The sequence below is a fragment of the Bacillus sp. GW823-FHT06B01 genome (assembly GCF_058952315.1).
On sequence record NZ_JBXAHR010000002.1, the window covers coordinates 915416 to 940722 of the forward strand.

25 protein-coding genes and 1 other annotated feature are annotated in these 25307 nt (G+C 37.6%); all 25 genes read left to right on the forward strand.

The features are described from left to right. Positions 1-3 precede the first annotated feature (3 nt). The 25 genes from ftsZ to pyrE all read left to right on the forward strand — a co-directional run bounded on the left by ftsZ (position 4) and on the right by pyrE (position 25195). On the forward strand, positions 4-1158 hold the full coding sequence (gene ftsZ / locus AC1Q8N_RS11930) for a cell division protein FtsZ (protein WP_000888983.1): 1155 nt from the start codon (positions 4-6) through the stop codon (positions 1156-1158). Between the two features lie 312 nt (positions 1159-1470). Next, the gene (gene spoIIGA / locus AC1Q8N_RS11935; RefSeq protein WP_048546085.1) at positions 1471-2388 is read left to right on the forward strand and encodes a sigma-E processing peptidase SpoIIGA; all 918 of its coding nucleotides are present in this window, start codon (positions 1471-1473) and stop codon (positions 2386-2388) included. Between the two features lie 19 nt (positions 2389-2407). Beyond that, the gene (gene sigE, locus AC1Q8N_RS11940; RefSeq protein WP_000976947.1) at positions 2408-3127 is read left to right on the forward strand and encodes an RNA polymerase sporulation sigma factor SigE; all 720 of its coding nucleotides are present in this window, start codon (positions 2408-2410) and stop codon (positions 3125-3127) included. Positions 3128-3284: 157 nt separating this feature from the next. Continuing rightward, positions 3285-4064 (forward strand): RNA polymerase sporulation sigma factor SigG, encoded by a 780-nt coding sequence (sigG, locus tag AC1Q8N_RS11945; RefSeq protein ID WP_000197753.1) that lies wholly within the window; start codon positions 3285-3287, stop codon positions 4062-4064. Positions 4065-4236: 172 nt separating this feature from the next. Then, positions 4237-4515: a YlmC/YmxH family sporulation protein gene (locus tag AC1Q8N_RS11950; RefSeq protein ID WP_048546082.1), complete on the forward strand. Its 279-nt coding sequence runs from the start codon at positions 4237-4239 to the stop codon at positions 4513-4515. Positions 4516-4632: 117 nt separating this feature from the next. Next, positions 4633-5451 carry a peptidoglycan editing factor PgeF gene (pgeF, locus tag AC1Q8N_RS11955; RefSeq protein WP_046956465.1) on the forward strand — a complete coding sequence of 273 codons (819 nt, stop codon included), beginning with the start codon at positions 4633-4635 and terminating at the stop codon, positions 5449-5451. After that, positions 5448-6122: a YggS family pyridoxal phosphate-dependent enzyme gene (locus AC1Q8N_RS11960; RefSeq protein WP_000218035.1), complete on the forward strand. Its 675-nt coding sequence runs from the start codon at positions 5448-5450 to the stop codon at positions 6120-6122. The genes pgeF and AC1Q8N_RS11960 overlap by 4 nt, the downstream gene beginning before the upstream one ends. Positions 6123-6141: 19 nt before the next feature. Further along, on the forward strand, positions 6142-6612 hold the full coding sequence (locus AC1Q8N_RS11965; RefSeq protein WP_000119131.1) for a cell division protein SepF: 471 nt from the start codon (positions 6142-6144) through the stop codon (positions 6610-6612). 6 nt (positions 6613-6618) lie between these two features. Then, positions 6619-6882: a YggT family protein gene (locus tag AC1Q8N_RS11970; protein WP_000259082.1), complete on the forward strand. Its 264-nt coding sequence runs from the start codon at positions 6619-6621 to the stop codon at positions 6880-6882. A 15-nt stretch (positions 6883-6897) separates the two neighbouring features. Next, positions 6898-7665 carry a YlmH family RNA-binding protein gene (locus tag AC1Q8N_RS11975; RefSeq protein ID WP_000029706.1) on the forward strand — a complete coding sequence of 256 codons (768 nt, stop codon included), beginning with the start codon at positions 6898-6900 and terminating at the stop codon, positions 7663-7665. Positions 7666-7754: 89 nt separating this feature from the next. Next, positions 7755-8261 (forward strand): septum site-determining protein DivIVA, encoded by a 507-nt coding sequence (gene divIVA / locus AC1Q8N_RS11980; RefSeq protein ID WP_001131609.1) that lies wholly within the window; start codon positions 7755-7757, stop codon positions 8259-8261. Between the two features lie 51 nt (positions 8262-8312). Further along, positions 8313-8537, forward strand: a binding site (T-box leader). A gap of 71 nt (positions 8538-8608) precedes the next feature. Continuing rightward, a complete protein-coding gene (gene ileS2 / locus AC1Q8N_RS11985; protein WP_098079052.1) occupies positions 8609-11374 on the forward strand; it encodes an isoleucine--tRNA ligase in 2766 nt (921 codons plus the stop codon). Between the two features lie 157 nt (positions 11375-11531). Further along, on the forward strand, positions 11532-11861 hold the full coding sequence (locus AC1Q8N_RS11990; RefSeq protein ID WP_001004658.1) for a TraR/DksA C4-type zinc finger protein: 330 nt from the start codon (positions 11532-11534) through the stop codon (positions 11859-11861). A gap of 124 nt (positions 11862-11985) precedes the next feature. Further along, positions 11986-12444, forward strand: coding sequence for a lipoprotein signal peptidase LspA (lspA, locus tag AC1Q8N_RS11995; protein WP_000642186.1), 459 nt, complete (start codon positions 11986-11988; stop codon positions 12442-12444). A 4-nt stretch (positions 12445-12448) separates the two neighbouring features. Further along, positions 12449-13357, forward strand: a complete 909-nt coding sequence (locus AC1Q8N_RS12000) for an RluA family pseudouridine synthase (RefSeq protein ID WP_000005846.1) — start codon at positions 12449-12451, stop codon at positions 13355-13357. Between the two features lie 203 nt (positions 13358-13560). Then, entirely contained in the window at positions 13561-14103 is a 543-nt protein-coding gene (gene pyrR, locus AC1Q8N_RS12005; protein WP_001156490.1) for a bifunctional pyrimidine operon transcriptional regulator/uracil phosphoribosyltransferase, read from the forward strand. Between the two features lie 146 nt (positions 14104-14249). After that, complete coding sequence (gene uraA / locus AC1Q8N_RS12010; RefSeq protein ID WP_141499128.1) at positions 14250-15533, forward strand: uracil permease; 1284 nt, start codon at positions 14250-14252, stop codon at positions 15531-15533. 148 nt (positions 15534-15681) lie between these two features. Then, positions 15682-16596, forward strand: coding sequence for an aspartate carbamoyltransferase (gene pyrB, locus AC1Q8N_RS12015; RefSeq protein ID WP_098642758.1), 915 nt, complete (start codon positions 15682-15684; stop codon positions 16594-16596). Next, a complete protein-coding gene (gene pyrC, locus AC1Q8N_RS12020; protein ID WP_001108374.1) occupies positions 16580-17866 on the forward strand; it encodes a dihydroorotase in 1287 nt (428 codons plus the stop codon). Before pyrB ends, pyrC begins: the two co-directional genes overlap by 17 nt. Then, entirely contained in the window at positions 17863-18960 is a 1098-nt protein-coding gene (locus tag AC1Q8N_RS12025) for a carbamoyl phosphate synthase small subunit (RefSeq protein WP_098047865.1), read from the forward strand. Before pyrC ends, AC1Q8N_RS12025 begins: the two co-directional genes overlap by 4 nt. Continuing rightward, complete coding sequence (gene carB / locus AC1Q8N_RS12030; protein ID WP_098642756.1) at positions 18945-22163, forward strand: carbamoyl-phosphate synthase large subunit; 3219 nt, start codon at positions 18945-18947, stop codon at positions 22161-22163. Before AC1Q8N_RS12025 ends, carB begins: the two co-directional genes overlap by 16 nt. Then, positions 22160-22939, forward strand: a complete 780-nt coding sequence (gene pyrK, locus AC1Q8N_RS12035; protein ID WP_000983346.1) for a dihydroorotate oxidase B electron transfer subunit — start codon at positions 22160-22162, stop codon at positions 22937-22939. The genes carB and pyrK overlap by 4 nt, the downstream gene beginning before the upstream one ends. Continuing rightward, complete coding sequence (gene pyrD / locus AC1Q8N_RS12040) at positions 22936-23865, forward strand: dihydroorotate oxidase B catalytic subunit (protein ID WP_001081053.1); 930 nt, start codon at positions 22936-22938, stop codon at positions 23863-23865. The genes pyrK and pyrD overlap by 4 nt, the downstream gene beginning before the upstream one ends. Further along, positions 23850-24566: an orotidine-5'-phosphate decarboxylase gene (pyrF, locus tag AC1Q8N_RS12045; RefSeq protein ID WP_048546062.1), complete on the forward strand. Its 717-nt coding sequence runs from the start codon at positions 23850-23852 to the stop codon at positions 24564-24566. The genes pyrD and pyrF overlap by 16 nt, the downstream gene beginning before the upstream one ends. After that, complete coding sequence (pyrE, locus tag AC1Q8N_RS12050) at positions 24563-25195, forward strand: orotate phosphoribosyltransferase (protein ID WP_000711449.1); 633 nt, start codon at positions 24563-24565, stop codon at positions 25193-25195. Before pyrF ends, pyrE begins: the two co-directional genes overlap by 4 nt. Positions 25196-25307 lie beyond the last annotated feature (112 nt).

Here is a 25307-nt window from a genome sequence, read left to right on the forward strand (position 1 = left end):
GACATGTTAGAGTTTGATACTACTCAAGATCAATTAGCGAATATAAAAGTTATCGGTGTCGGCGGTGGCGGAAACAATGCTGTAAACCGTATGATCGAACACGGTGTACAAGGTGTAGACTTTATCGCTGTGAATACTGATGCACAAGCATTAAATCTATCAAAAGCTGAAACAAAAATGCAAATTGGTGGAAAATTAACACGTGGACTTGGTGCAGGTGCAAACCCTGAAGTAGGGAAAAAAGCTGCAGAAGAAAGTAAAGAACAGATCCAAGAAGCACTTCGTGGTGCGGATATGGTCTTCGTAACTGCTGGTATGGGCGGCGGAACTGGAACTGGTGCAGCTCCAGTTGTTGCTCAAGTTGCAAAAGAATTAGGTGCATTAACAGTTGGTGTTGTGACACGTCCATTTACATTTGAAGGACGTAAACGTGCAACGCAAGCAGCATCTGGTATTGCGGCATTTAAAGAAAATGTAGATACACTTATTGTAATTCCAAACGATCGCTTATTAGAGATTGTTGATAAAAATACGCCGATGTTAGAAGCATTCCGTGAAGCAGATAACGTATTACGTCAAGGTGTTCAAGGTATTTCTGATTTAATTGCAACACCAGGTTTAATTAACTTAGACTTCGCAGACGTAAAGACAATTATGTCTAATAGAGGTTCTGCTTTAATGGGTATTGGTTCTGGTAATGGAGAAAATCGTGCTGCTGAAGCTGCGAAAAAAGCGATTTCTAGTCCATTATTAGAAACATCTATTGATGGAGCTCAAGGTGTTATCATGAACATTACGGGTGGAGCTAACTTAAGCTTATATGAAGTACAAGAAGCGGCAGACATTGTAGCTTCAGCTTCAGATCCAGAAGTAAATATGATCTTCGGTTCTGTTATTAATGAAGGATTAAAAGATGATATCGTTGTAACTGTAATTGCAACTGGTTTTGATGATAGTGCTTCGACGCAGCCACCAAAACCAATTATCCGTCCGACTGCGAATCACACGCAACAACAGCAACAGCAAGTAGCTCAACCTTCAAAACAACGTGAAGTTAAGCGTGAAATGAAACGTGAAGAGCCGGTTGTGCATGAGCGTCATACAGATTCAGATGACATCGATATTCCAGCATTCTTACGTAACCGTCGTAGACGATAAAAGAAAAGGGGCTTTTATGCTCCTTTTTTGTTTTATACAGGGAAAAGATCTGCTAAGCAGGTCTTTTTTTATTTTATATATTTCGATTTATCCCGCTATTTGCTGGGCGCCTGATTGGTGCGGGGTGATTAAAGTTTCACTTAATATATAAGTAAAAAGATATAGTATTCTATGAAACATATACTTTTATTTTTTACCGACAGATTTTGTCTAGAAAGCACAAAATAACAAAAAAACACCTCCGCAAATTGACACACTTTCCTATTGGATATGCATTATACTAGTCTCAACTTAAAAAAAGAGGTGAATTGTTTGGTTGTTTACGCCGACGTTGTTTGGTTGTTAAACGCCTGCATTGATTTTCTTTTACTTTTATTAACAGCAACCGTGTTAAAAAAGAAGATCAAAAGATGGAGGCTTGTGTTAGGGGCATTTATAGGTTCAACCATTGTTATTTTTGCCTTTACTCCTTTTGCTTCTATGATGACACATCCAATTATGAAACTACTGTACTCGTTACTTATTGTGTATACAGCATTTGGGTTTACAACGTTTAGAAACTATGCACAAACTGTTTTTACTTTTTACTTTGTAACCTTTATGGTTGGCGGAGGGTTAATTGGGACTCATTTCTTTTTGCAAACGAATGAAATGGTAAATGGATTGGTTCAATCTCAATCAATTTCTTACGGTGATCCAATTAGCTGGTTGTTTGTTGTTTTTGGTTTTCCAGTAATTTATTATTTTTCTAAAAAGCGTATTGAAAGCGTAGAGGTTACAAAAATACACTATGACCAAATTGTGAAATTGAAAATTCAATTAGCTGAAGAGGAACTAGAACTCGCAGGTTTAATTGATAGTGGGAACCAACTTTACGACCCGTTAACAAAAACACCCGTTATGATTATGCATATTTCATCATTAGAGCATTGCTTGCCAGCTTGGTTAACAGAACAAATTTATTCCAAAACAGAGATTCCTCAAATACCAGAAAATGATTCTGGCTGGGCGACAAAATTACGCTTAATTCCTTTCAGAGCAGTAGGAGTAGAGAATCAATTTTTATGGGCAATTAAGCCAGACAGTGTGCAAATTTATCATGAAGGTAGTTCTATTGTAGTCAGCAAAGTATTGATTGGAATAAATACACAACAGTTGTCAACCAATGGAGAGTATCAATGTATTGTGCATCCGAAAATGTTAATTTCTCAAAAAATGGTAATTGCTTAATAATGGGAGGCGGGATAATATGATGAAATTAAAATTTTATTTAGTATACCTTTGGTATAAAGTATTGTTGAAATTAGGAATTAAGACCGATGAAATTTATTATATTGGTGGAAGTGAAGCGTTGCCACCACCGTTAACGAAAGAAGAAGAGGAAGTTCTTTTGAATAAATTGCCAAAAGGAGATCAGGCAGCAAGATCGTTACTGATTGAACGCAACTTACGGTTAGTTGTATATATAGCAAGAAAGTTTGAAAATACAGGGATAAATATTGAAGACTTGATTAGTATAGGAACAATTGGCCTTATTAAAGCAGTGAATACATTTAATCCGGAAAAGAAAATAAAATTAGCGACATATGCCTCACGTTGTATAGAAAATGAAATTTTAATGCATTTGCGTCGGAATAATAAAAATCGTTCAGAAGTTTCTTTTGACGAACCGCTTAACATCGATTGGGATGGGAATGAACTTTTGTTATCAGATGTATTAGGTACAGATGATGATATTATTACAAAAGATTTAGAAGCTACTGTAGATCGTCATCTTCTAATGAAAGCATTGCATCAATTAAATGATCGTGAAAAACAAATTATGGAACTTCGGTTTGGGCTTGCTGGAGAAGAGGAAAAGACGCAAAAAGATGTGGCGGATATGCTTGGGATTTCACAGTCATACATTTCGCGTTTAGAAAAAAGAATCATAAAAAGATTACGAAAAGAATTTAATAAAATGGTGTAAAGAATAAGACCAGCCGTTATCTAGGCTGGTCTTATTCTCTTTCGTTGTAGGAGAAGAGACAACGAAAATGAAAAATGAAGAGAAAACCGCATGCATAAAATCCCCTTCAAAGGAAATACTTTACACTGTACAGCAACTCCCGATAGGAGGGAACACTTTGACGAGAAACAAAGTAGAAATTTGCGGTGTTGATACAGCTAAACTTCCCGTACTAAAAAATGATGAAATGCGTAAATTATTTCGTGAAATGCAAAGTGGAGAGATAAGCGCAAGAGAGAAATTAGTGAATGGAAACTTACGTCTTGTACTGAGCGTCATCCAAAGATTTAATAACAGAGGAGAATATGTTGACGATTTATTTCAAGTTGGTTGCATCGGACTTATGAAATCCATTGATAACTTTGATTTAGGCCAAAATGTAAAATTTTCAACGTATGCTGTGCCGATGATTATTGGGGAAATACGCAGATATTTGCGTGATAATAATCCGATTCGCGTATCTCGATCATTAAGAGATATTGCGTATAAAGCGTTACAAGTAAGAGAGAAATTGATTGCAGAAAATTCAAAAGAACCAACAGCAATGGATATTGCAAAAGTGCTTGAAGTGACTCATGAAGAAATTGTTTTTGCATTAGATGCGATTCAAGATCCAGTTTCATTATTTGAACCGATTTATAACGATGGGGGAGATCCTATCTTTGTTATGGATCAGTTAAGTGATGAAAAACAAAAGGACGAGCAGTGGGTTGAAGAGCTAGCACTGAAAGAAGGGATGAAGCGTTTAAATGATCGTGAGAAAATGATTATTCGAAAACGTTTCTTTCAAGGAAAGACACAAATGGAAGTTGCAGAAGAAATTGGGATTTCTCAAGCACAAGTGTCACGTTTAGAGAAATCAGCTATTAAACAAATGAATAAGACGATTCAAGGATAAGGTTTCACCATTTATGGTGAAACCTTTTTATATGTAATATAGTTTGTCTTCGCTCATAGTAGGGAAGTTGTGCTCATATAATGAAAATAATATGGGATTAGTAGAGGGTGCTTCCTGTTAATTTGAGAAACAGTGTTTTTTCAATTCGTCATATATAAGGGAGAGGATGAAAATGATAAAAATTTCGGAGTTGCAGATGAAAGAGATAATAAATGTTTCAGATGGAAAAAGGCTTGGGAATATTGGAGATATTGAAATTGATATGAACACAGGGAAGATCGGGTCTATTATTATTTCCAAACAGGCACGTATGTTAGGGATCTTTGGGAAGGATGTAGAAATTGTAATTCCTTGGGAGGAAATTATGAAAATTGGGGAAGATGTCATACTTGTTAGAGTAAATCCTGTTAATTCTGTAACAGAATCAATACAAACACCGACAATTTCATAAAGAATATTACAAATTCCTCTTTTTTTTCTGTTGGCATTATGAAAAAATAAAAGTATGGTAAAATAGACAGGAAGTACCATGCTTTTTTATGTTATTTTAATTAAAAGGAGTCACTTTATGAGACAACCATTTAAATATGTGGACGGTATACTGTATTTACAAGCGTGGAAAGAACTTGGAAACATTACTGCTGGATTTACGACAAAAGATGGTGGGGTAAGTACGGGCTCCTTTCATGCGATGAATTTAGGATTACATGTGAATGATATCGTGGAGAACGTTCATGAAAACAGACGCATTTTAGCAAATAAGTTACAAAAACCATTAGAAAACTGGATTTGCTCTGAACAAGTTCATGATCATCATGTTGAAAAAGTAGGACAACAGGAAAAAGGAAGTGGCGTCTATTCATATGAAGACGGCATTTCAAAAACAGATGGCATTTATACGACTAATAATGATGTTCTTCTAACATCATGTTACGCGGATTGTGTTCCACTCTATTTTTATGCACCATCACATGGTATGATAGGACTTGCGCATGCTGGATGGAAAGGGACTGTAAAAGAGATTGCAAAGGAAATGATTCAAAAATGGAATGCAGAAGGGATTTCAAGTGATGAAATTCATGTTGCAATTGGACCAGCAATTGGATCTTGTTGTTACGTTGTTGATGATCGAGTGTTAACAGCAGCAGAACAAGTAGTAAACGGCTCTGTCCCTTATAAAAAAATTTCTGATGGGCAGTACGCAATTAATTTAAAAGAAATTAATCGTATATTATGTGTACAATCAGGCATAAAAGAAGAGAATATTGTAATGTCATCTCTTTGTACAAGCTGTGAAGAACAACTATTTTTCTCTCATCGTCGTGATCAAGGTAAGACAGGAAGAATGTTGAGTTTCATAGGTTTTAAGGAGGAAGAAAGCAAGTGACAGTACAAAAAAATTTAACAACTGTAAATGAAGCAATTAAACAATCTTGCGTACGAGCGGGACGTTCGTTGCAAGATATTAAACTCGTTGCGGTTACAAAAACGGTAGGAATTGAAAAAACAAACGAAGTAATTGAAGCTGGAATTATCGATTTAGGTGAAAATAGAAATGAAAGTTTCTTACAGAAGTACGAACATTTCGGTTCAAAAGTGAATTGGCATTTTATTGGATCATTACAAACGAGAAAAGTAAAAGAAATCATTAATGAAATTGATTATTTACATTCGTTAGATCGTCTTTCACTTGCAAAAGAAATTCAAAAACGTGCTGATAAGAAAGTGAAATGTTTTATTCAAGTGAAAACATCATCTGAAGAATCAAAGCAAGGATTGGCAATAGAAGAAACCGTTTCTTTTATTCAAAGTTTGCAAGAATTGGATAAGATTGAAGTGGTGGGACTAATGACAATGGCTCCGTTTACAGAAGAAGAGGAAGAAATCAGACGCTGTTTTAAGGAGTTGTGTATGCTACAAACAGAGGTGCAGGAGCTAGAATTATTACATGCGCCATGTAAAGAATTATCAATGGGAATGTCTAATGATTACACGATTGCAATTGAAGAAGGTGCTACATATATTCGTTTGGGGACGATTTTAGTAGGAAAAGCGTAAAAGGAAGGAGAATCTTATTATGAGTTGGTCAAAAGTAAAATACTTCTTTTTTGATACACCGGAAGAAAAAGAAGCAGCTCAATATAGTTATGAAAAGGAGCAAACAGACATGAAGAAGCAGCAAGATCCACCAGAACAACAAGATGTTGCGTTTCCAAAAGCGCAACCGAAACAAAATGTTGTGAGCATTGAAACGGCAAAGCAATCTTCAAAAGTTGTTTTATTAGAACCACGCACATATTCGGAAGCACAAGGGATTTCGGACCATTTAAAAGGTAGACGAGCTGTTGTGATTAATTTACAACGAATGTCTACTGATCAAGCTGTACGTATCGTTGACTTTTTAAGTGGTACTGTATACGCTATAGGCGGGGACATTCAAAAAATAGGACCGAAAACATTTATGTGTACCCCTGAAAATGTAGATATTGTTGGTGCAATTTCAGAGTTATTCGGTGAAGAAGAAGACACAAATATAAAGAGGTGGTAATACGCCATGGTAACAGTTTTAAACGTTTTAATTACTGCTATCGAGATCTACTCGTGGGCACTTATTATTTACATTCTTCTATCATGGTTCCCTGGTGCAAAGGAATCAACTTTTGGAGAAATTCTTGCGCGTATTTGTGAACCGTATTTAGAACCATTTCGCAGATTTATTCCGCCGCTTGGTATGATTGATATCTCTCCACTCGTTGCGATTTTCACGTTAAAGCTTGCTACGAATGGTTTAATAAGTATATTCAACTATTTCTTATAGTAAGAGGTTAAATACATGAGCATCTATGAACATTTCAGACCCGATGAAGAGGTCTTTGTGGATAAGGTGTTAGAGTGGAAGCGAGCAGCGGAGTACCATCAAGTGAAGTTAACAGACTTCCTTGATCCAAGACAACAACAAATTGTCACTATGGTAATAGGACAAGGGGATGTTGCTGTACAGTTTGATGGTGCAACGCCTCATGCAGAGCGTAAGAGAGCACTCATTTATCCGGACTATCTAGTAGTGAATGAAGAGGAATTTCAAGTAGAAGTATTGGAAATTGACTATCCTTCCAAGTTTTATACGCTAGAACATAGGCAAATATTAGGTACATTTATGTCTCTTGGTTTAACGAGAGAAAAATGTGGTGATATTTTGCTTCAAGAAGATCGTGCCCAAATTGTAGTCGCGAAAGAAGTTGTATCTTATATTGAGATGAACTTACAATCTATAGGGAAAGTGAAAGTCTCCTTATCACCAGTACAAGGAGAAAAAATTCTACAGATGCAAGAAACGTGGGGAGAGAAATCTGGAACGGTTTCTTCACTTCGTTTAGATGTTATGTTAGCTGAAATGTTACATATATCCAGACAAAAAGTACAACCTTTCATAAAAAATGGTTTAGTAAAAGTTAATTGGAAAACAGTGGAGCAAACTTCTTATGAATGTTATCCAGGAGATGTTTTTTCAGTGAGAGGATATGGACGAAGTAAATTGTTTTCTGTAGAAGGTAGAACAAAGCGCGACAAATGGAGAATTTTGTATGGTATACTAAAATGATTGGTTTTTTAGAAGGAAATCCTCCTATTTTGTCGAAGAAAAGATATAATTGAAATAGGAAATTTAGATAACTACTTGGAGGTGGCGTTGTGCCGTTAACACCATTAGATATTCATAACAAAGAATTTGGTCGCGGATTCCGTGGCTATGATGAAGATCAAGTAAATGAGTTTCTTGATCAAATTATCAAAGATTATGAATTAGTCATTCGTGAGAAAAAAGCTTTAGAAGAAAAAGTTGCGCAATTAGAAGGGAAGTTAGATCATTTCTCTAATATTGAAGATACGTTAAACAAATCTATCATCGTTGCACAAGAAGCAGCGGAAGAAGTAAAACGTAATGCGCAAAAAGAAGCAAAATTAATCGTACGTGAAGCTGAAAAGAATGCAGATCGTATTATTAACGAAGCGTTAGTAAAATCAAGAAAAGTTGCCTTTGATATTGAAGAGCTAAAGAAACAAGCGAAAGTATTCCGCACTCGTTTCCGTATGTTATTAGAAACACAGCTTGAAATGTTAAACAACGATGATTGGGATAAACTAATTGAGTTAGAAGACGAAGTAGATGAACTGTTGAAAAAAGAAGAAACAGTGTAAGCTTGACGTTTTTCTCATTATTACATATAATTTTAAACAACATATTTATTAAGAAAAACGAAGATAGGGATAAGTACCTTTTTCATACCTTATATAGCGAACTGAGGATGGTGTAAGCTCAGGATAAGGAGATAATGGGAATATCACCCTGGAGTTCCGCGCTGAACAAATAGAGTAAGCGTAGGCGTATATTCGCGTTAAGAATATAAAGAGGATTGTATACATACGTATAGGATCTACTAGGGTGGTACCGCGGGAGACTTTCTCGTCCCTTTTGGGGATGAGAAAGTCTCTTTTTTATTCCGTTTTTTAAGTGTTTCTTTTATACATGTAAGGAGGAATTGAGCATGGAGTACAAAAATACATTACTAATGCCAAAAACAGAGTTCCCAATGCGTGGGAATTTACCAAAACGTGAGCCTGCAATGCAAGAACAGTGGGCTGAAATGAATATTTATGAAAAGGTACAAGAACATACGAAAGGTCGTCCTTTATTTGTACTGCATGATGGACCTCCATATGCGAATGGTGACATTCATATGGGACATGCATTAAATAAAGTGTTAAAAGACTTTATTGTTCGTTATAAATCAATGACTGGTTACTGCGCACCATATGTACCGGGTTGGGATACACACGGTTTACCAATTGAGCAAGCTTTAACAAATAAAGGTGTAAAGCGTAAAGAAATGACAGTTGCTGAGTTCCGTAAGTTATGTGCAGAGTATGCATATGAACAAGTAGAACGTCAACGTGAACAATTTAAGCGTTTAGGTGTACGTGCAGATTGGGATAACCCATATATTACTTTAGAGCCGGCTTATGAAGCGCAACAAATTAAAGTGTTCGGTGATATGGCGAAAAAAGGTTATATCTATAAAGGGCAGAAACCAGTTTACTGGTCTCCAACGAGTGAATCAGCTTTAGCAGAAGCTGAAATTGAATACCAAGATAAAAAATCAGCATCTATTTACGTAGCATTCCCTGTAAAAGACGGAAAGAACGTATTAGAAGGTGATGAGAAATTCATTATCTGGACAACAACACCTTGGACGTTACCTGCAAACTTAGGTATTTCTGTTCACCCAGAACTTGAATACGCTATTGTAAAAGTAAATGATGAAAAATATATTATTGCTTCTGAACTATTTGAGACAGTTGCAAAAACGTTAGAGTGGGAAAATGCTGAAGTTGTGAAAACGGTAAAAGGTAGCGAACTTGAGTATACAGTTGCAAAACATCCATTCTACGATCGTGATTCATTAGTTATGCTAGGAGATCACGTAACAACAGATGCAGGTACAGGTTGTGTTCATACAGCACCAGGACACGGGGAAGATGACTTCGTTGTTGGTAAAAAGTATGGATTAGAAGTACTTTGCCCAGTTGATGATAAAGGTGTATTAACAAATGAAGCACCTGGATTTGAAGGCTTATTCTATGATAAAGCTAACAAGCCAATTACAGAAAAATTAGAAGAAGTAGGCGCGTTACTGAAGCTAGCATTCATTACGCATTCATACCCACATGATTGGAGAACGAAAAAACCAATTATTTTCCGTGCGACAGCACAGTGGTTTGCATCTATTGAAGCGTTCCGTAAAGAATTATTGGAAGCTGTTGCGGAAACAAAATGGGTACCAGCATGGGGAGAAACTCGTCTTCATAATATGGTTCGTGACCGTGGTGACTGGTGTATTTCTCGTCAGCGTGCATGGGGTGTGCCAATCCCTGTATTCTATGCAGAGAATGGTGATCCAATTATTACAGATGAAACAATTAACCATGTAGCAGATTTATTCCGTGAGCACGGTTCTAACGTATGGTTTGAGCGTGAAGCGAGAGATCTATTACCAGAAGGATTTACACATACAGGTAGCCCAAATGGTGAATTCCGTAAAGAAACAGACATCATGGATGTATGGTTCGATTCAGGTTCTTCTCACCAAGCAGTATTAGAAGAGCGCGAAGACTTACAACGTCCAGCTGATTTATATTTAGAAGGATCGGACCAGTATCGTGGTTGGTTTAACTCTTCATTATCAACAGCAGTTGCTGTAACAGGTAAAGCTCCATATAAAGGCGTACTAAGCCATGGTTTCGTATTAGATGGTGAAGGGCGTAAAATGAGTAAGTCGATTGGAAACATCGTCGTACCGAAGAAAATTATGGATCAATTAGGTGGAGATATTTTACGCTTATGGGTATCTTCTGTTGACTATCAATCTGATGTACGTATTTCAGATGATATTTTAAAACAAGTAGCAGAAGTGTATCGTAAAATCCGTAACACATTCCGTTTCTTATTAGGAAACTTAGATGACTTTAAGCCAAGTGAAAATACAGTAGCTGTAGCTGAACTTCGTGAAGTAGATCGTTATATGTTAGTGAAATTAAATGACTTAATTACAAAAGTAAAAGAAGCATATAAAACATACGACTTCGCTGCTGTGTATCATGCAATTCATAACTTCTGTACAATTGATTTAAGTTCATTCTACTTAGACTTTGCAAAAGACATTTTATACATTGAAGGTGCAAACCATGAAGATCGTCGTGCAATTCAAACTGTATTATATGATGTTCTTGTTGCATTGACGAAACTTGTAACACCAATCTTACCGCATACAGCTGATGAAGTATGGCCATACATTCCGGGTGTAACAGAAGAAAGTGTACAATTAACTAATATGCCAGAAGCTGTACAATTAGATGGTGCGGAAGCATTAAAAACAAAATGGGATGCATTTATGACGCTGCGTGATGACGTATTAAAAGCGTTAGAAGTAGCTCGTAATGAGAAAGTAATCGGTAAGTCATTAAATGCAAGTATTACGCTATATCCGACTGTAGAAATGAAAACTATGTTAGAGTCTATTAGCGAAGACTTAAAGCAATTATTCATCGTTTCTGAGTATAAACTTGGTGGTATGATGGAAGAAGCGCCAGCAGATGCGCCGAAGTATGAGCATACAGCGGTTGTTGTTGCTCAAGCAACTGGTGAAACATGTGAACGTTGTTGGGTAGTTTCAGAAACAATTGGTAAAGACGCTGAACATGAAACATTATGTGAGCGTTGTGCAACAGTTGTTAAAGAAAACTATGTAAAATAATAAAAAAACTGACTGTGCGTAAGTACAGTCAGTTTTTTTATTGATGATATATTAAAATAACTTTCACTCTCTTTCCTATGAAGGAAAAATGTGTGTGAGGTAAGCATAGAAATTTCGGACACACTAATCGTACATTGCAGCTGGGAGGAATGTACACGTGAATGAAATGTATATGGAAATCAAAGAAGAATTGCAATTGATGCGAAAAGAGTTACAAGAGAGGCTAGCTAAAGAGGTCATGCACAAATATGATACAGAGTTTAGCGAAGAGCTTGGATATGAAATTAAGGAAGAGATAAAGAAAAAACTCCTATTACATGATATAAAAGAGGACTTAAAAGATGTAGAACGTGCATTATTTAAAATGGAAATAGATATGTATGGTATTTGTGAAGAAACGGGGAGAGCAATTTCGGTAAAACAAATGAAGACGATGCCGACTGCCCGTACCATTCATGAATTTTTCTATGAAAAAGTAAATGTATGAATGCGCACAACGATATTATATTACCTTTTTTTAATTTATTTTATTCTTCTATAAAGGTTCATTGTGAAAAGGTTGCAGCTATGCTAAAATTTTGAGGTACACTGTCTTTGTGGGGGAAATGAAAATGATATATTATGTAATAGCGTTATTTGTCATTGCCATCGATCAAATATCGAAATGGCTAATTGTAAAGAACATGGAATTGGGTACGAGCATTCCGATTATCGATAATGTATTATACATAACATCACATCGAAATAGAGGAGCTGCCTGGGGGATTTTAGAAAATAAAATGTGGTTTTTCTACATTATTACAGTCGTTTTTGTAGTATTTATCGTAATTTATATGCAAAAATATGCGAAAACAGACAAACTTCTAGGGATTTCATTAGGTCTAATATTAGGCGGAGCAATTGGTAATTTCATTGATCGTGTATTTAGACAAGAAGTAGTGGATTTCATTCACGTGTATATTTTCTCGTACAACTATCCAGTATTCAATATAGCTGATTCAGCATTATGTATTGGTGTTGTATTAATTATTATTCAAACATTATTAGAAGGCAAGAAAACGAAGGAGTAATTGAATGAGTGAAGTAGTACAAGTAACAGTTGCAGAAGAACAAAAAAGTGAGCGAATTGATAAATTCGTTGCAGAAATAAACAGTGAATGGTCACGTTCACAAGTACAACAATGGATTAAAGATGATGTCGTTACAGTTAATGGAAAATCGGTAAAAGTGAATTATAAAGTTAAAGAAAACGATGAAATTACAGTAACGATTCCTGATCCAGAAGAGTTAGATATCCAAGCAGAAGATATGGGCTTAGAAATTTATTATGAAGATGCAGATGTACTCGTTGTAAATAAGCCACGTGGTATGGTTGTACATCCAGCTCCAGGGCATACAAGCGGTACGCTTGTAAACGGACTTATGCACCATTGTACAGACCTGTCAGGTATTAACGGTGTAATGCGTCCTGGTATTGTGCATCGTATTGATAAAGATACATCTGGACTATTAATGGTTGCTAAAAATGATGTGGCGCATGAGTCACTTGTAAATCAACTTGTAGCAAAAACAGTAACAAGACGTTACAAAGCGATTGTACACGGTGTGATTCCGCATGATAAAGGAACGATCGATGCGCCAATTGGTCGCGATAAGAAAGAACGTCAAAGCATGACAGTTGATGAAAATGGTAAGAATGCTGTTACACACTTCCAGGTGTTAGAACGCTTTAAAGATTTTACACTTGTAGAATGTCGCTTAGAAACGGGACGTACGCACCAAATTCGTGTTCATATGAAATATATTGGCTATCCACTTGCAGGAGATCCGAAGTATGGTCCGAAGAAAACATTAGACATGAATGGACAAGCACTTCACGCAGGTATTTTAGGGTTTGACCATCCTCGTACTGGTGAATATATTCAGTTTGAGGCACCGATTCCAGAAGTGTTTGAAGACGCATTAAATATTTTACGGAAATAGTATTGACAAATCATAAGAAAACTGAGATACTGACAACAGTTAAATAATGATCCTTTAACACAGCCCCGTGAGGTTGAGAAGGTAACGGTTTGAAATACATAGGGTATGCTGTACCCTTTTTTCAAAAGTCCTCTCGCACACGCTGAGAGGACTTTTTTTATACCATTACTCTCACGCAAGAAAAAAGCTTGGAGGTGTAGAGCATGCAAGAGAAAGCTGTTGTTTTAGATGACCAAATGATTCGCCGCGCTTTAACACGAATTAGTCATGAAATCGTGGAACGAAATAAAGGTGTCGATAATTGTGTTCTTGTCGGAATTAAAACTCGTGGAATTTTTATTGCACAACGTTTGGCAGAACGAATTGGTCAAATTGAAGGAAAAGAAATGGAAGTTGGAGAGCTAGATATTACGTTATATCGTGATGATCTAACACTACAATCGAAAAATGAAGAACCACTTGTAAAAGGTTCTGATATCCCTGTAGATATTACGAAGAAAAAAGTTATCCTTGTGGATGATGTATTATATACAGGAAGAACAGTTCGAGCAGCAATGGATGCTCTTATGGATTTAGGTAGACCATCACAAATCCAACTGGCGGTTCTTGTTGATAGAGGTCATCGTGAACTACCAATTCGCGCTGATTATGTAGGAAAGAACATTCCAACATCAAGTGAAGAGCGTATCGAAGTTGATTTGCAAGAGACAGATCAACAAGATCGAGTAAGCATATACGATAAGTAAAGCCCTTTTAAATGTAGTCCTGTGAGGCTGCCAAAGGGTCTTGGCTTTCATATGTCAAATTTGGCATACGAAAGTGTAGGACTCTTTGTGCACAGGCACAAAGAGTTTTTTTATTGCAAAGATTTAAACTGAAGGAGGATGTAACAATGGAACAAAAGCCAGTGTTAGACGTTAATGAAGTACCGAAACCGGGAAAATGGTTATTTTTAAGTATACAACATTTGTTCGCGATGTTTGGATCAACAGTGCTTGTTCCGTTTTTAACAGGATTGAATCCGTCAGTAGCATTAATATCAAGTGGATTAGGAACGCTAGCGTTTCTTCTTATAACGAAAGGTCAAGTACCTGCCTATCTAGGATCATCATTCGCCTTTATCGCACCGATTATAACAGCGAAAACAGCAGGTGGACCTGGAGCAGCAATGCTTGGTGGTTTGTTTGCAGGACTTGTGTACATCTTAATCTCACTCGGAATTAAGAAGTCAGGATCAGAGTGGATTATGAAATTACTTCCGCCAATCGTAGTTGGTCCAGTCGTAATGGTAATCGGTCTAGCTTTAGCACATACAGCAGTTAACATGGCGATGAACGGTGCGGATGGCAAATATAGCTTTACACACTTTTCAGTAGCATTAGTAACATTAGCAATTACAATTATCTGCTCTATATTCGGAAGAGGGTTTTTCAGTATCATACCAGTGTTACTGGGCATTGTCGGCGGATATATCTTTGCTTACTTCCAAGGGCTAGTAAACTTAAAGCCGGTAGCTGAGGCAAAATGGTTTGTTGTACCAGATTTCACAGTACCATTTGTAACATATACTCCGGAGTTTTCGTGGAAGATTGTACTCTTGATGGTACCAGTAGCATTAGTAACAATTTCAGAACATATCGGACATCAAATTGTACTAGGAAATGTTATTAAAAGAGATTTAATTGAAAAACCAGGTTTACATCGCTCAATCTTCGGTGATGGAATAGCAACATTGATTGCATCACTAATAGGTGGACCACCGAATACAACGTATGGTGAAAACATCGGTGTGTTAGCAATTACGAGAGCATACAGTGTATACTTATTCATCGGCTCAGCGGTGTTTGCAATCATGTTCGGATTTATCGGTAAGATTTCTGCACTGATTCATTCGATCCCAACACCAGTTATGGGTGGTGTATCAATCTTACTATTCGGTGTAATTGCATCAAGCGGATTACGCATGATGGTAGATGATAAAACAGACCTAAGTGACAAACGAAACTTAATGATTGCATCAGTAATACTAGTAATCGGTATTGGTGGAGCGGTACTCCACGTAGGAGAATCGTTCCAAGTAGAAGGAATGGCACTAGCAGCAATTGTAGGTGTACTATTAAATCTACTACTACCAGAAACGAAACAAATAAAACAATCTAAGCAGATTGCTTCATAATAATAACCTTTTAATTCAGTCCTGTGAGACCGGAAAGGGTGGCTTCTTCCTTGCACCCTAGTCTCAAATGACTAGGGTATTTTTATACAAAAGTTGTTATAAAAATACAAAAGTGGTAACATAAAAATCAGAAAGATGAGGGATGACGATGAGCCATTTGTTAACGATGAGTGAATTATCGGAAGTAGAAATTTCAGAAATCCTAAAAGACGCAGAAGATTTCGCGAATGGAAAAGAGAGCAAAACGACAGAGCAAACTTTTGTTGCGAACTTGTTCTTTGAGAATAGTACGAGAACGAGATTTAGCTTTGAAGTTGCTGAGAAGAGATTAGGAATTGAAGTTTTAAACTTTTCAGCGGATGCATCAAGCGTACAAAAAGGAGAAACTTTATACGATACGATAAGAACACTAGAATCAATCGGAACAAAAGCGGTGATCGTCCGCCATGAGCAAGATCGCTACTTCGATGAACTAAAAGAACAGGTAAATATCCCAATCTTAAACGCTGGAGATGGATGTGGAAATCATCCAACGCAGTGCCTACTCGATCTTCTTACAATTAAACAAGAGTTTGGAAGATTTGAAGGATTAAAGATTGCGATAGTAGGAGATATTCGTCATAGCCGAGTAGCACGTTCTAATGCAGAAGCATTAACGAAACTGGGTGCAACAATTTACTTTGCAAGTCCAGAAGAGTGGAAAGATGAAGACAGCACGTTTGGAACATACAAACCATTAGATGAACTTGTTCCAGAAGTGGATGTAATGATGTTACTTCGTGTACAACATGAGCGTCATGATCATTATGAAACAGACATTATGAAAGAGTATCATGAGAAACACGGATTAACAGTGGAAAGAGAAAAGCGTATGAAAGAAGGAAGCATTATTATGCATCCAGCTCCTGTAAACCGTGATGTTGAAATTGCAAGTGAACTTGTTGAGTGTGAGCGTTCACGCATATTTAAACAAATGGAAAATGGAGTTTACGTAAGAATGGCTGTACTAAAACGCGCCTTACCAAATGTATTAGGAGGAATGAAACATGAATTACTTGTTTAAAAATGGTCGTTATATGAATGAAGAAGGAAAAATCGTAGCAACAGATCTTCTCGTACAAGACGGTAAAATCGCTAAGGTAGCAGAAAATATTACGGCAGATAATGCTGAAGTAATCGATGTGAACGGAAAGTTAATCGCACCTGGATTAGTAGATGTACACGTACATCTTCGTGAACCAGGTGGTGAACATAAAGAAACAATTGAAACAGGTACACTAGCAGCGGCAAAAGGTGGGTTCACTACAATTTGTGCAATGCCAAATACACGCCCAGTACCAGATTGCAGAGAACATATGGAAGACTTGCAAAATCGTATTAAAGAAAAAGCGCATGTCAACGTACTACCATACGGAGCAATTACAGTACGCCAAGCTGGTTCTGAAATGACAGATTTCGAAACATTAAAAGAACTTGGAGCATTTGCTTTCACTGATGACGGTGTAGGCGTACAAGATGCTAGCATGATGTTAGCTGCTATGAAGCGTGCAGCGAAATTAAATATGGCAGTAGTTGCGCATTGTGAAGAGAATACTCTTATTAATAAAGGTTGTGTACATGAAGGGAAGTTTTCTGAGAAACACGGATTAAACGGTATCCCATCAGTATGTGAATCTGTACATATTGCAAGGGATATACTGCTTGCTGAAGCGGCAGATTGTCACTATCACGTATGTCACGTAAGTACGAAAGGTTCTGTACGCGTAATTCGAGATGCGAAACGCGCTGGAATTAAAGTAACAGCAGAAGTAACACCTCATCATTTAGTGTTATGTGAAGATGATATCCCATCAGCTGATCCTAACTTTAAAATGAACCCGCCGCTTCGTGGAAAAGAAGATCACGCAGCACTAATTGAAGGTTTATTAGATGGAACAATTGATATGATCGCAACTGATCATGCACCGCATACAGCGGAAGAGAAAGCGCAAGGAATTGAAAGAGCACCATTCGGAATTACTGGTTTTGAAACAGCATTCCCACTTCTATACACAAACCTTGTGAAAAAAGGAATTATTACATTAGAGCAGTTAATTCAATTCTTAACAGAAAAACCAGCTGATACATTCGGCTTAGAAGCAGGTCGCCTGAAAGAAGGTAGAACAGCTGATATTACAATCATTGATTTAGAACAAGAAGAAGAGATTGACCCAACAACATTCTTATCAAAAGGAAAAAATACACCATTCGCAGGTTGGAAATGCCAAGGATGGCCGGTAATGACAATCGTTGGTGGTAAGATCGCATGGCAAAAGGAGAGTGCATTAGTATGAAAAGACAACTTATCTTAGAAGATGGAACAGTATTAATTGGAAAAGGTTTCGGAGGAGAAATCGAAAAGTCAGGTGAGGTTGTATTTACAACAGGAATGACTGGATATCAAGAAACATTATCTGATCCATCATATTGCGGTCAAATCGTAACATTCACGTACCCATTAATCGGAAACTACGGCATTAACCGTGATGATTTTGAATCAATTCACCCATCTGTAAATGGTTTAATCGTAAACGAAATTTGTGATCATCCATCAAACTTCCGTAATGAAATTTCGTTAAATGATTACTTAAAAGAAAGAAATATCCCAGGGTTAGCAGGAATTGATACAAGAAAATTAACGAGAAAAATTCGTCAATACGGTACATTACGTGGACGTATATGTAACATGGATGCAGATGTAGAATACATCGTGAGCCAATTAAAAGCGACAGTATTTACAGATCACGTGAAACGCGTATCAACGAAAGATCCATACCCAAGCCCAGGCCGTGGACACCGAGTTGTACTTGTAGACTTCGGAATGAAACATGGTATTTTACGAGAATTAAATAAACGTGACTGTGATGTAATTGTAGTACCTTACAATACAACAGCAGAAGAAATTTTACGTCTTAGCCCAGATGGAATTATGTTAAGTAACGGACCTGGAGATCCAAAAGATGTACCAGAAGCAATTGAAATGTTAAAAGACATTATCGGTAAAGTTCCTTTATTCGGAATTTGCTTAGGACATCAACTATTCGCTCTAGCATCTGGTGCGAATACAAGTAAGTTAAAATTCGGTCACCGTGGTTTAAACCATCCGGTAAAACATCTTGCAACTGGAAAAGTAGCAATTACATCTCAAAATCATGGTTACGCAGTAGAAGAAGAATCAGTTAAAAATACAGAACTTGAAATTACACATGTTGCTTTAAATGATGGAACAGTAGAAGGTCTTCGTCATACGAAGTTCCCAGCATTTACAGTGCAATACCATCCAGAAGCTTCTGCAGGACCAGAAGATGCAAACGATTTGTTCGAAGATTTCTTAGCAATGATTGAAAACTTCAAGAAAGAAGGGGAAGAGTTATGCCAAAACGCCTAGACATTAACACAATTTTAGTAATCGGATCAGGACCAATTGTAATTGGGCAAGCAGCAGAGTTTGACTACTCTGGTACACAAGCTTGTCAATCTCTTAGAGAAGAAGGTTACAAAGTAATCCTTGTTAACTCTAACCCAGCAACAATTATGACAGATACTGCAACGGCAGATAAAGTATATATAGAACCATTAACACTAGAATTTGTAAGCCGTATCATTCGTAAAGAACGTCCAGATGCAATCTTACCAACATTAGGTGGTCAAACAGGCCTGAATATGGCTGTTGAACTTGCGAAATCAGGCATACTTGAAGAGTGCGGAGTTGAAATTTTAGGAACAAAATTATCAGCAATCGAGCAAGCGGAGGATCGTGATTTATTCCGTACCTTAATGCAGGAATTAAATGAACCAATTCCATCTAGTACCATTATTCATACGCTAGAAGAAGCACATGAATTTGTAAAAGAAATTGGATATCCAGTTATTGTTCGCCCAGCATTTACAATGGGGGGAACAGGTGGCGGAATCTGTAGTAATGAAGAAGAACTAGTTGAAATCGTATCAGGTGGATTAAAACATAGTCCGGTAACACAATGTTTATTAGAAAAGAGCATTGCTGGTTGTAAGGAAATTGAATATGAAGTAATGCGTGATTCAAATGATAACGCGATTGTAGTATGTAACATGGAAAATATCGATCCAGTTGGGGTTCACACAGGTGATTCTATCGTTGTAGCACCGAGCCAAACATTAAGTGACCGTGAATATCAAATGTTACGAAACACTTCATTACGAATTATTCGTGCATTAGGAATTGAAGGTGGATGTAACGTTCAGCTTGCACTTGATCCATATAGCTTCCAATATTATGTAATCGAAGTAAACCCGCGTGTAAGTCGTTCATCTGCACTAGCATCTAAAGCAACTGGATATCCAATTGCGAAGCTAGCGGCAAAAATTGCAGTCGGTTTAACATTAGATGAAATTATAAATCCAGTAACACAAAAAACATATGCTTGTTTCGAACCAGCATTAGACTATGTTGTTTCAAAAATTCCACGCTGGCCATTTGATAAGTTTGAATCAGCAAACAGAACACTGGGTACACAAATGAAGGCAACTGGTGAAGTTATGTCAATCGGACGTAACTTAGAGCAATCATTATTAAAAGCGATTCGTTCTTTAGAACTTGGTGTTTATCACTTAGAGTTAGAGCATTTAAAAGAGCTTGATAAAGAGACAATGAAAAAACGCATTATAAAAGCTGATGATGAGCGACTGTTTATTGTAGCAGAAGCAATTCGTCAAGGTGTAACGAAAGAAGAAATCAACAATTGGTGTGAAATGGACTTCTTCTTCTTACAAAAAGTTGAAAATATCGTAAACATGGAACGCGAAGTAAAAGCAAATGTAGGAAATATGGAAGTATTACAATCAGCGAAAGAAATGGGCTTCAGTGACCATTACATCGCCAATGCTTGGAACAAAACAGAGCGTGAAATTTACGATATGCGTAAAGAAAGCAACATAACTCCTGTTTATAAAATGGTAGATACTTGTGCGGCAGAGTTTGAATCTGCAACACCCTACTACTACAGCACATATGGTGACGAGAATGAATCAGTTAGAACAGATCGTAAGAGTGTTGTCGTACTAGGATCTGGTCCAATCCGTATCGGTCAAGGTGTTGAGTTTGACTATGCAACAGTTCACTCTGTATGGGCAATTAAAGAAGCGGGATATGAGGCAATCATTGTTAATAACAATCCAGAAACAGTTTCAACAGACTTCAGTATTTCTGACAAATTATACTTTGAACCATTAACAATTGAAGATGTAATGCACATTATCGATTTAGAAAAACCAGAAGGTGTTATCGTCCAATTCGGTGGACAAACGGCAATTAACTTAGCTGCTAAATTAGAGGCTCACGGTGTGAAAATCTTAGGAACATCACTTGAAGATTTAGACCGTGCAGAAGATCGTGATAAGTTTGAAGCAGCTCTAACACAACTTGGTATTCCGCAGCCAGTTGGTAAAACAGCAACGACTGTAGAGCAAGCGGTAGCAATCGCTGACAAAATTGGTTACCCAGTATTAGTAAGACCATCTTACGTACTAGGTGGACGCGCGATGGAAATCGTATATCGTCAAGAAGAACTGCTGCACTACATGAAAAATGCGGTTAAAGTTCACGCAGATCATCCAGTATTAATCGATCGTTACATGGTTGGTAAAGAAATTGAAGTAGATGCAATTTCAGACGGTGAGAATGTATTCATTCCAGGTATTATGGAACATATTGAACGCGCTGGAGTTCACTCTGGTGACTCAATCGGAGTATATCCACCGCAAAGCTTATCTGCAAAACTGAAAGAACAAATTATTGAACATACAATTGCACTTGGAAAAGGTTTAAACATTGTTGGATTACTAAACATTCAGTTTGTAGTATTCAAAGATGAAGTGTATGTAATTGAAGTAAATCCACGTGCGAGCCGTACAGTACCATTCTTAAGTAAAATTACAGGCGTACCGATGGCGAATGTTGCAACGAAAGTTATTTTAGGTCAAGATCTTGTAGAACAAGGATATGGAACTGGTTATCACCCAGAAGAGAAAGAAGTGTATGTAAAAGCACCGGTATTCTCATTTGCGAAGCTACGTTCAGTTGATACAACATTAGGACCTGAAATGAAATCAACAGGGGAAGTAATGGGTAAAGACTTAACACTTGAAAAAGCATTATACAAAGGGTTAGTTGCTTCAGGAATTAACATCCCAACGCACGGATCAGTAATCATCACTGTAGCGGATAAAGATAAAGAAGAAGCAATGGAAATTGCAAAACGTTTCCACGAAATCGGCTATAACTTATTAGCAACAGCTGGAACAGCACAATCGTTAGCAGAGCAAAACATTCCAGTGCAAGTTGTAAATAAAATTGATTCTGAAGAATACAACTTACTTGATATTATCCGTCAAGGAAAAGCACAGTTTGTAATCAATACATTAACAAAAGGCAAACAACCAGCGCGTGATGGTTTCCGCATTCGCCGTGAATCAGTAGAAAATGGTGTGGCTTGCTTAACATCACTTGATACAACGAGAGCAATCTTACGAGTATTAGAATCTATGACATTCTCAGCTCATTCAATGAAAGAAATTACGCAAACGAAGCGTCACGAGGTGGTACACGCATGATGCAAAAGCAAAATATGATCGTCGTTAACCAAAAAGAAATCGCAAAAAACATTTACGAATTAGTGCTTCAAGGGGATCTAGTGCAGCAAATGAACGATCCAGGGCAGTTTGTACACATTAAGGTAGCAGAGGGCATTACGCCCCTTCTGCGCCGCCCAATTAGTATTTGTAATGTCGATCAAGACAAGAACGAATTTACAATGCTATATCGTGCGGAAGGACAAGGAACAAAAACATTAGCGAAAAGAAAACAAGGCGAACTTGTAGATGTGTTAGGACCACTTGGACATGGTTTTCCTGTAGAAGAAGCGGAAGCTGGACAAACGGCTCTATTAGTTGGAGGGGGAATTGGTGTACCACCACTATATGAATTGTCACAGCGTCTTGTAGCAAAGGGAGTACGCGTTATTCACATCTTAGGTTTCCAAACGAAAGATGTTGTCTTCTATGAAGAGAAATTCGCAGAGCTTGGTGATACGTATGTTGCAACAGTTGATGGTACGCATGGTACAGAAGGCTTTGTAACAGATGTAATTGATAGCTATGGAATCGACTTTGACATTCTATACTCATGTGGACCTTTAGCGATGCTTCGTGCATTAGAAGGACGCTATAAAGAGAGAAAAGCCTACATTTCATTAGAAGAGCGTATGGGCTGTGGCATTGGAGCATGTTTTGCATGTGTATGCCATTTACAAGCAGATCCGAGTGGACATTCTTACAAGAAGGTGTGTAGTGACGGACCAGTATTTCCAATCGGGGAGGTTGTACTATGAACAGATTGCAAGTTGAATTACCAGGGTTATCATTAAAAAATCCAATCATCCCAGCATCTGGTTGCTTCGGATTTGGTCGTGAGTATGCACAGTTCTATGATTTAAGTGTACTTGGATCAATTATGATTAAAGCGACAACAGAACAGCCTCGTTACGGAAACCCAACGCCTCGTGTTGCGGAAACACCAGGCGGAATGCTAAATGCAATCGGGCTTCAAAATCCTGGATTAGAAAAGGTAATGAATTCTGAATTACCTTTTCTCGAGCAATTTGATCTTCCGATTATTGCGAATGTTGCTGGCTCACAAGCTGAGGATTATGTAGCAGTTGCGAAAGAAATTTCAAAGGCACCTAATGTTCATGCGCTAGAATTAAATATTTCTTGTCCAAACGTAAAAACGGGTGGTATCGCTTTTGGTACGAATCCTGAAATTGCTGCTGATTTAACGAAGCGAGTAAAAGAGGTTTCTGAAGTACCGGTATATGTGAAATTGTCACCGAACGTGGCAAACATTGTGGAGATTGCAAAAGCAATTGAAAATGCGGGTGCGGACGGTTTAACGATGATTAATACATTGCTTGGTATGCGTCTAGATTTAAAAACAGCTAAACCAATTTTAGCAAACCGTACAGGCGGATTATCAGGTCCTGCGATTAAGCCAGTAGCAATTCGTATGGTACATGAAGTAAGTCAAGCGGTTAACATTCCGATTATCGGAATGGGTGGTATTGAAACTGCGGAAGATGTAATTGAATTCTTCTATGCTGGCGCAAGCGCGGTTGCAGTTGGAACAGCGAACTTTATCGATCCGTTCGTATGTCCGACAATTATTGAAGAATTACCAGCATTACTAGATGAATTAGGATTTGATCACATTTCGGAATGTCAAGGAAGGAGCTGGAAACAAACATGTCACAGTCGTTAATCGTTGCACTAGATTTTCCAGGGAAACAAGATGTAGAACAATTCTTACACCACTTTGAAGGGGAAGAGCTATTTGTCAAAGTAGGTATGGAGTTATTTTACAAAGAAGGCCCTGCGATTATTACGTACTTAAAAGAAAAAGGGCATAAGATCTTCCTAGATTTAAAACTTCATGATATTCCGAATACAGTAAAAAGCGCTATGCGTAGCCTAGCTAGTCTAGATGTTGATATGGTAAATGTTCATGCTGCTGGGGGAAGCAGTATGATGAAAGCTGCGATTGAGGGATTAGAGGAAGGTACGCAAGAAGGAAAAGAGAGACCGATTTGTATTGCAGTTACACAACTAACAAGCACTTCGGAAGCTATGATGAAAAAAGAGATTGGCATTGAGAAAACGTTAGAAGAAGCGGTTGCTCATTATGCAAAACTAACGAAAGAAAGTGGACTTGATGGTGTTGTTTGTTCAACACTTGAAGTTCCGAAATTACGTGAAGTATGCGGAAATGAATTTGTAACAGTAACACCGGGGATTCGTCTTGCAAGCGATGATATAAATGACCAGGTGCGCGTAGCAACACCGAAACGTGCGAGGGAACTTGGCTCAAGCTACATCGTAGTTGGACGTAGTATTACAAAAGCGGAAAATCCGCTTGAAGCGTATAAAACAGTAAAACAACAGTGGGAAGGTGTAACAGTATGAAAAAAGAAATCGCATCGCATTTATTAGAAATTGGAGCAGTATTTTTACAACCGAATGATCCATTCACTTGGTCCTCAGGTATGAAATCACCAATTTATTGTGATAATCGTTTAACTTTATCTTATCCAAAAGTACGTCAAGCGATTGCAGCTGGATTAGAAGAGTTAATTAAAGAGCACTTCCCAACTGTAGAAGTTATTGCAGGAACAGCAACGGCTGGTATTGCGCACGCTGCATGGGTAAGCGATCGTATGGATTTACCAATGTGCTACGTACGTAGTAAAGCAAAAGGTCACGGTAAAGGGAACCAAATTGAAGGAAAAGCTGAAAAAGGTCAAAAAGTAGTAGTAGTAGAAGACTTAATTTCAACTGGCGGTAGTGCAATTACATGTGTAGAAGCACTTCGCGAAGCTGGATGTGAAGTATTAGGAATCGTATCAATCTTCACATACGAGCTAGAAGCAGGAAAAGAAAAACTAGAGGCAGCTAACGTAGCATCATACTCTTTAAGCGACTACAGTGCATTAACTGAAGTAGCAGCAGAAAAAGGTATGATCGGACAAGCTGAAACGAAAAAATTACAAGAGTGGCGTAAAAATCCAGCAAACGAAGCTTGGATTACAGCGTAACACGAAAAAAACGACCGCGGGGGAACGCGGTCGTTTTTTTTATATTATTGTTATAATTTCATGTAAAGTTCCATCAATATCAAAGAAAATCATATTCTAATCTCCTTGCTAA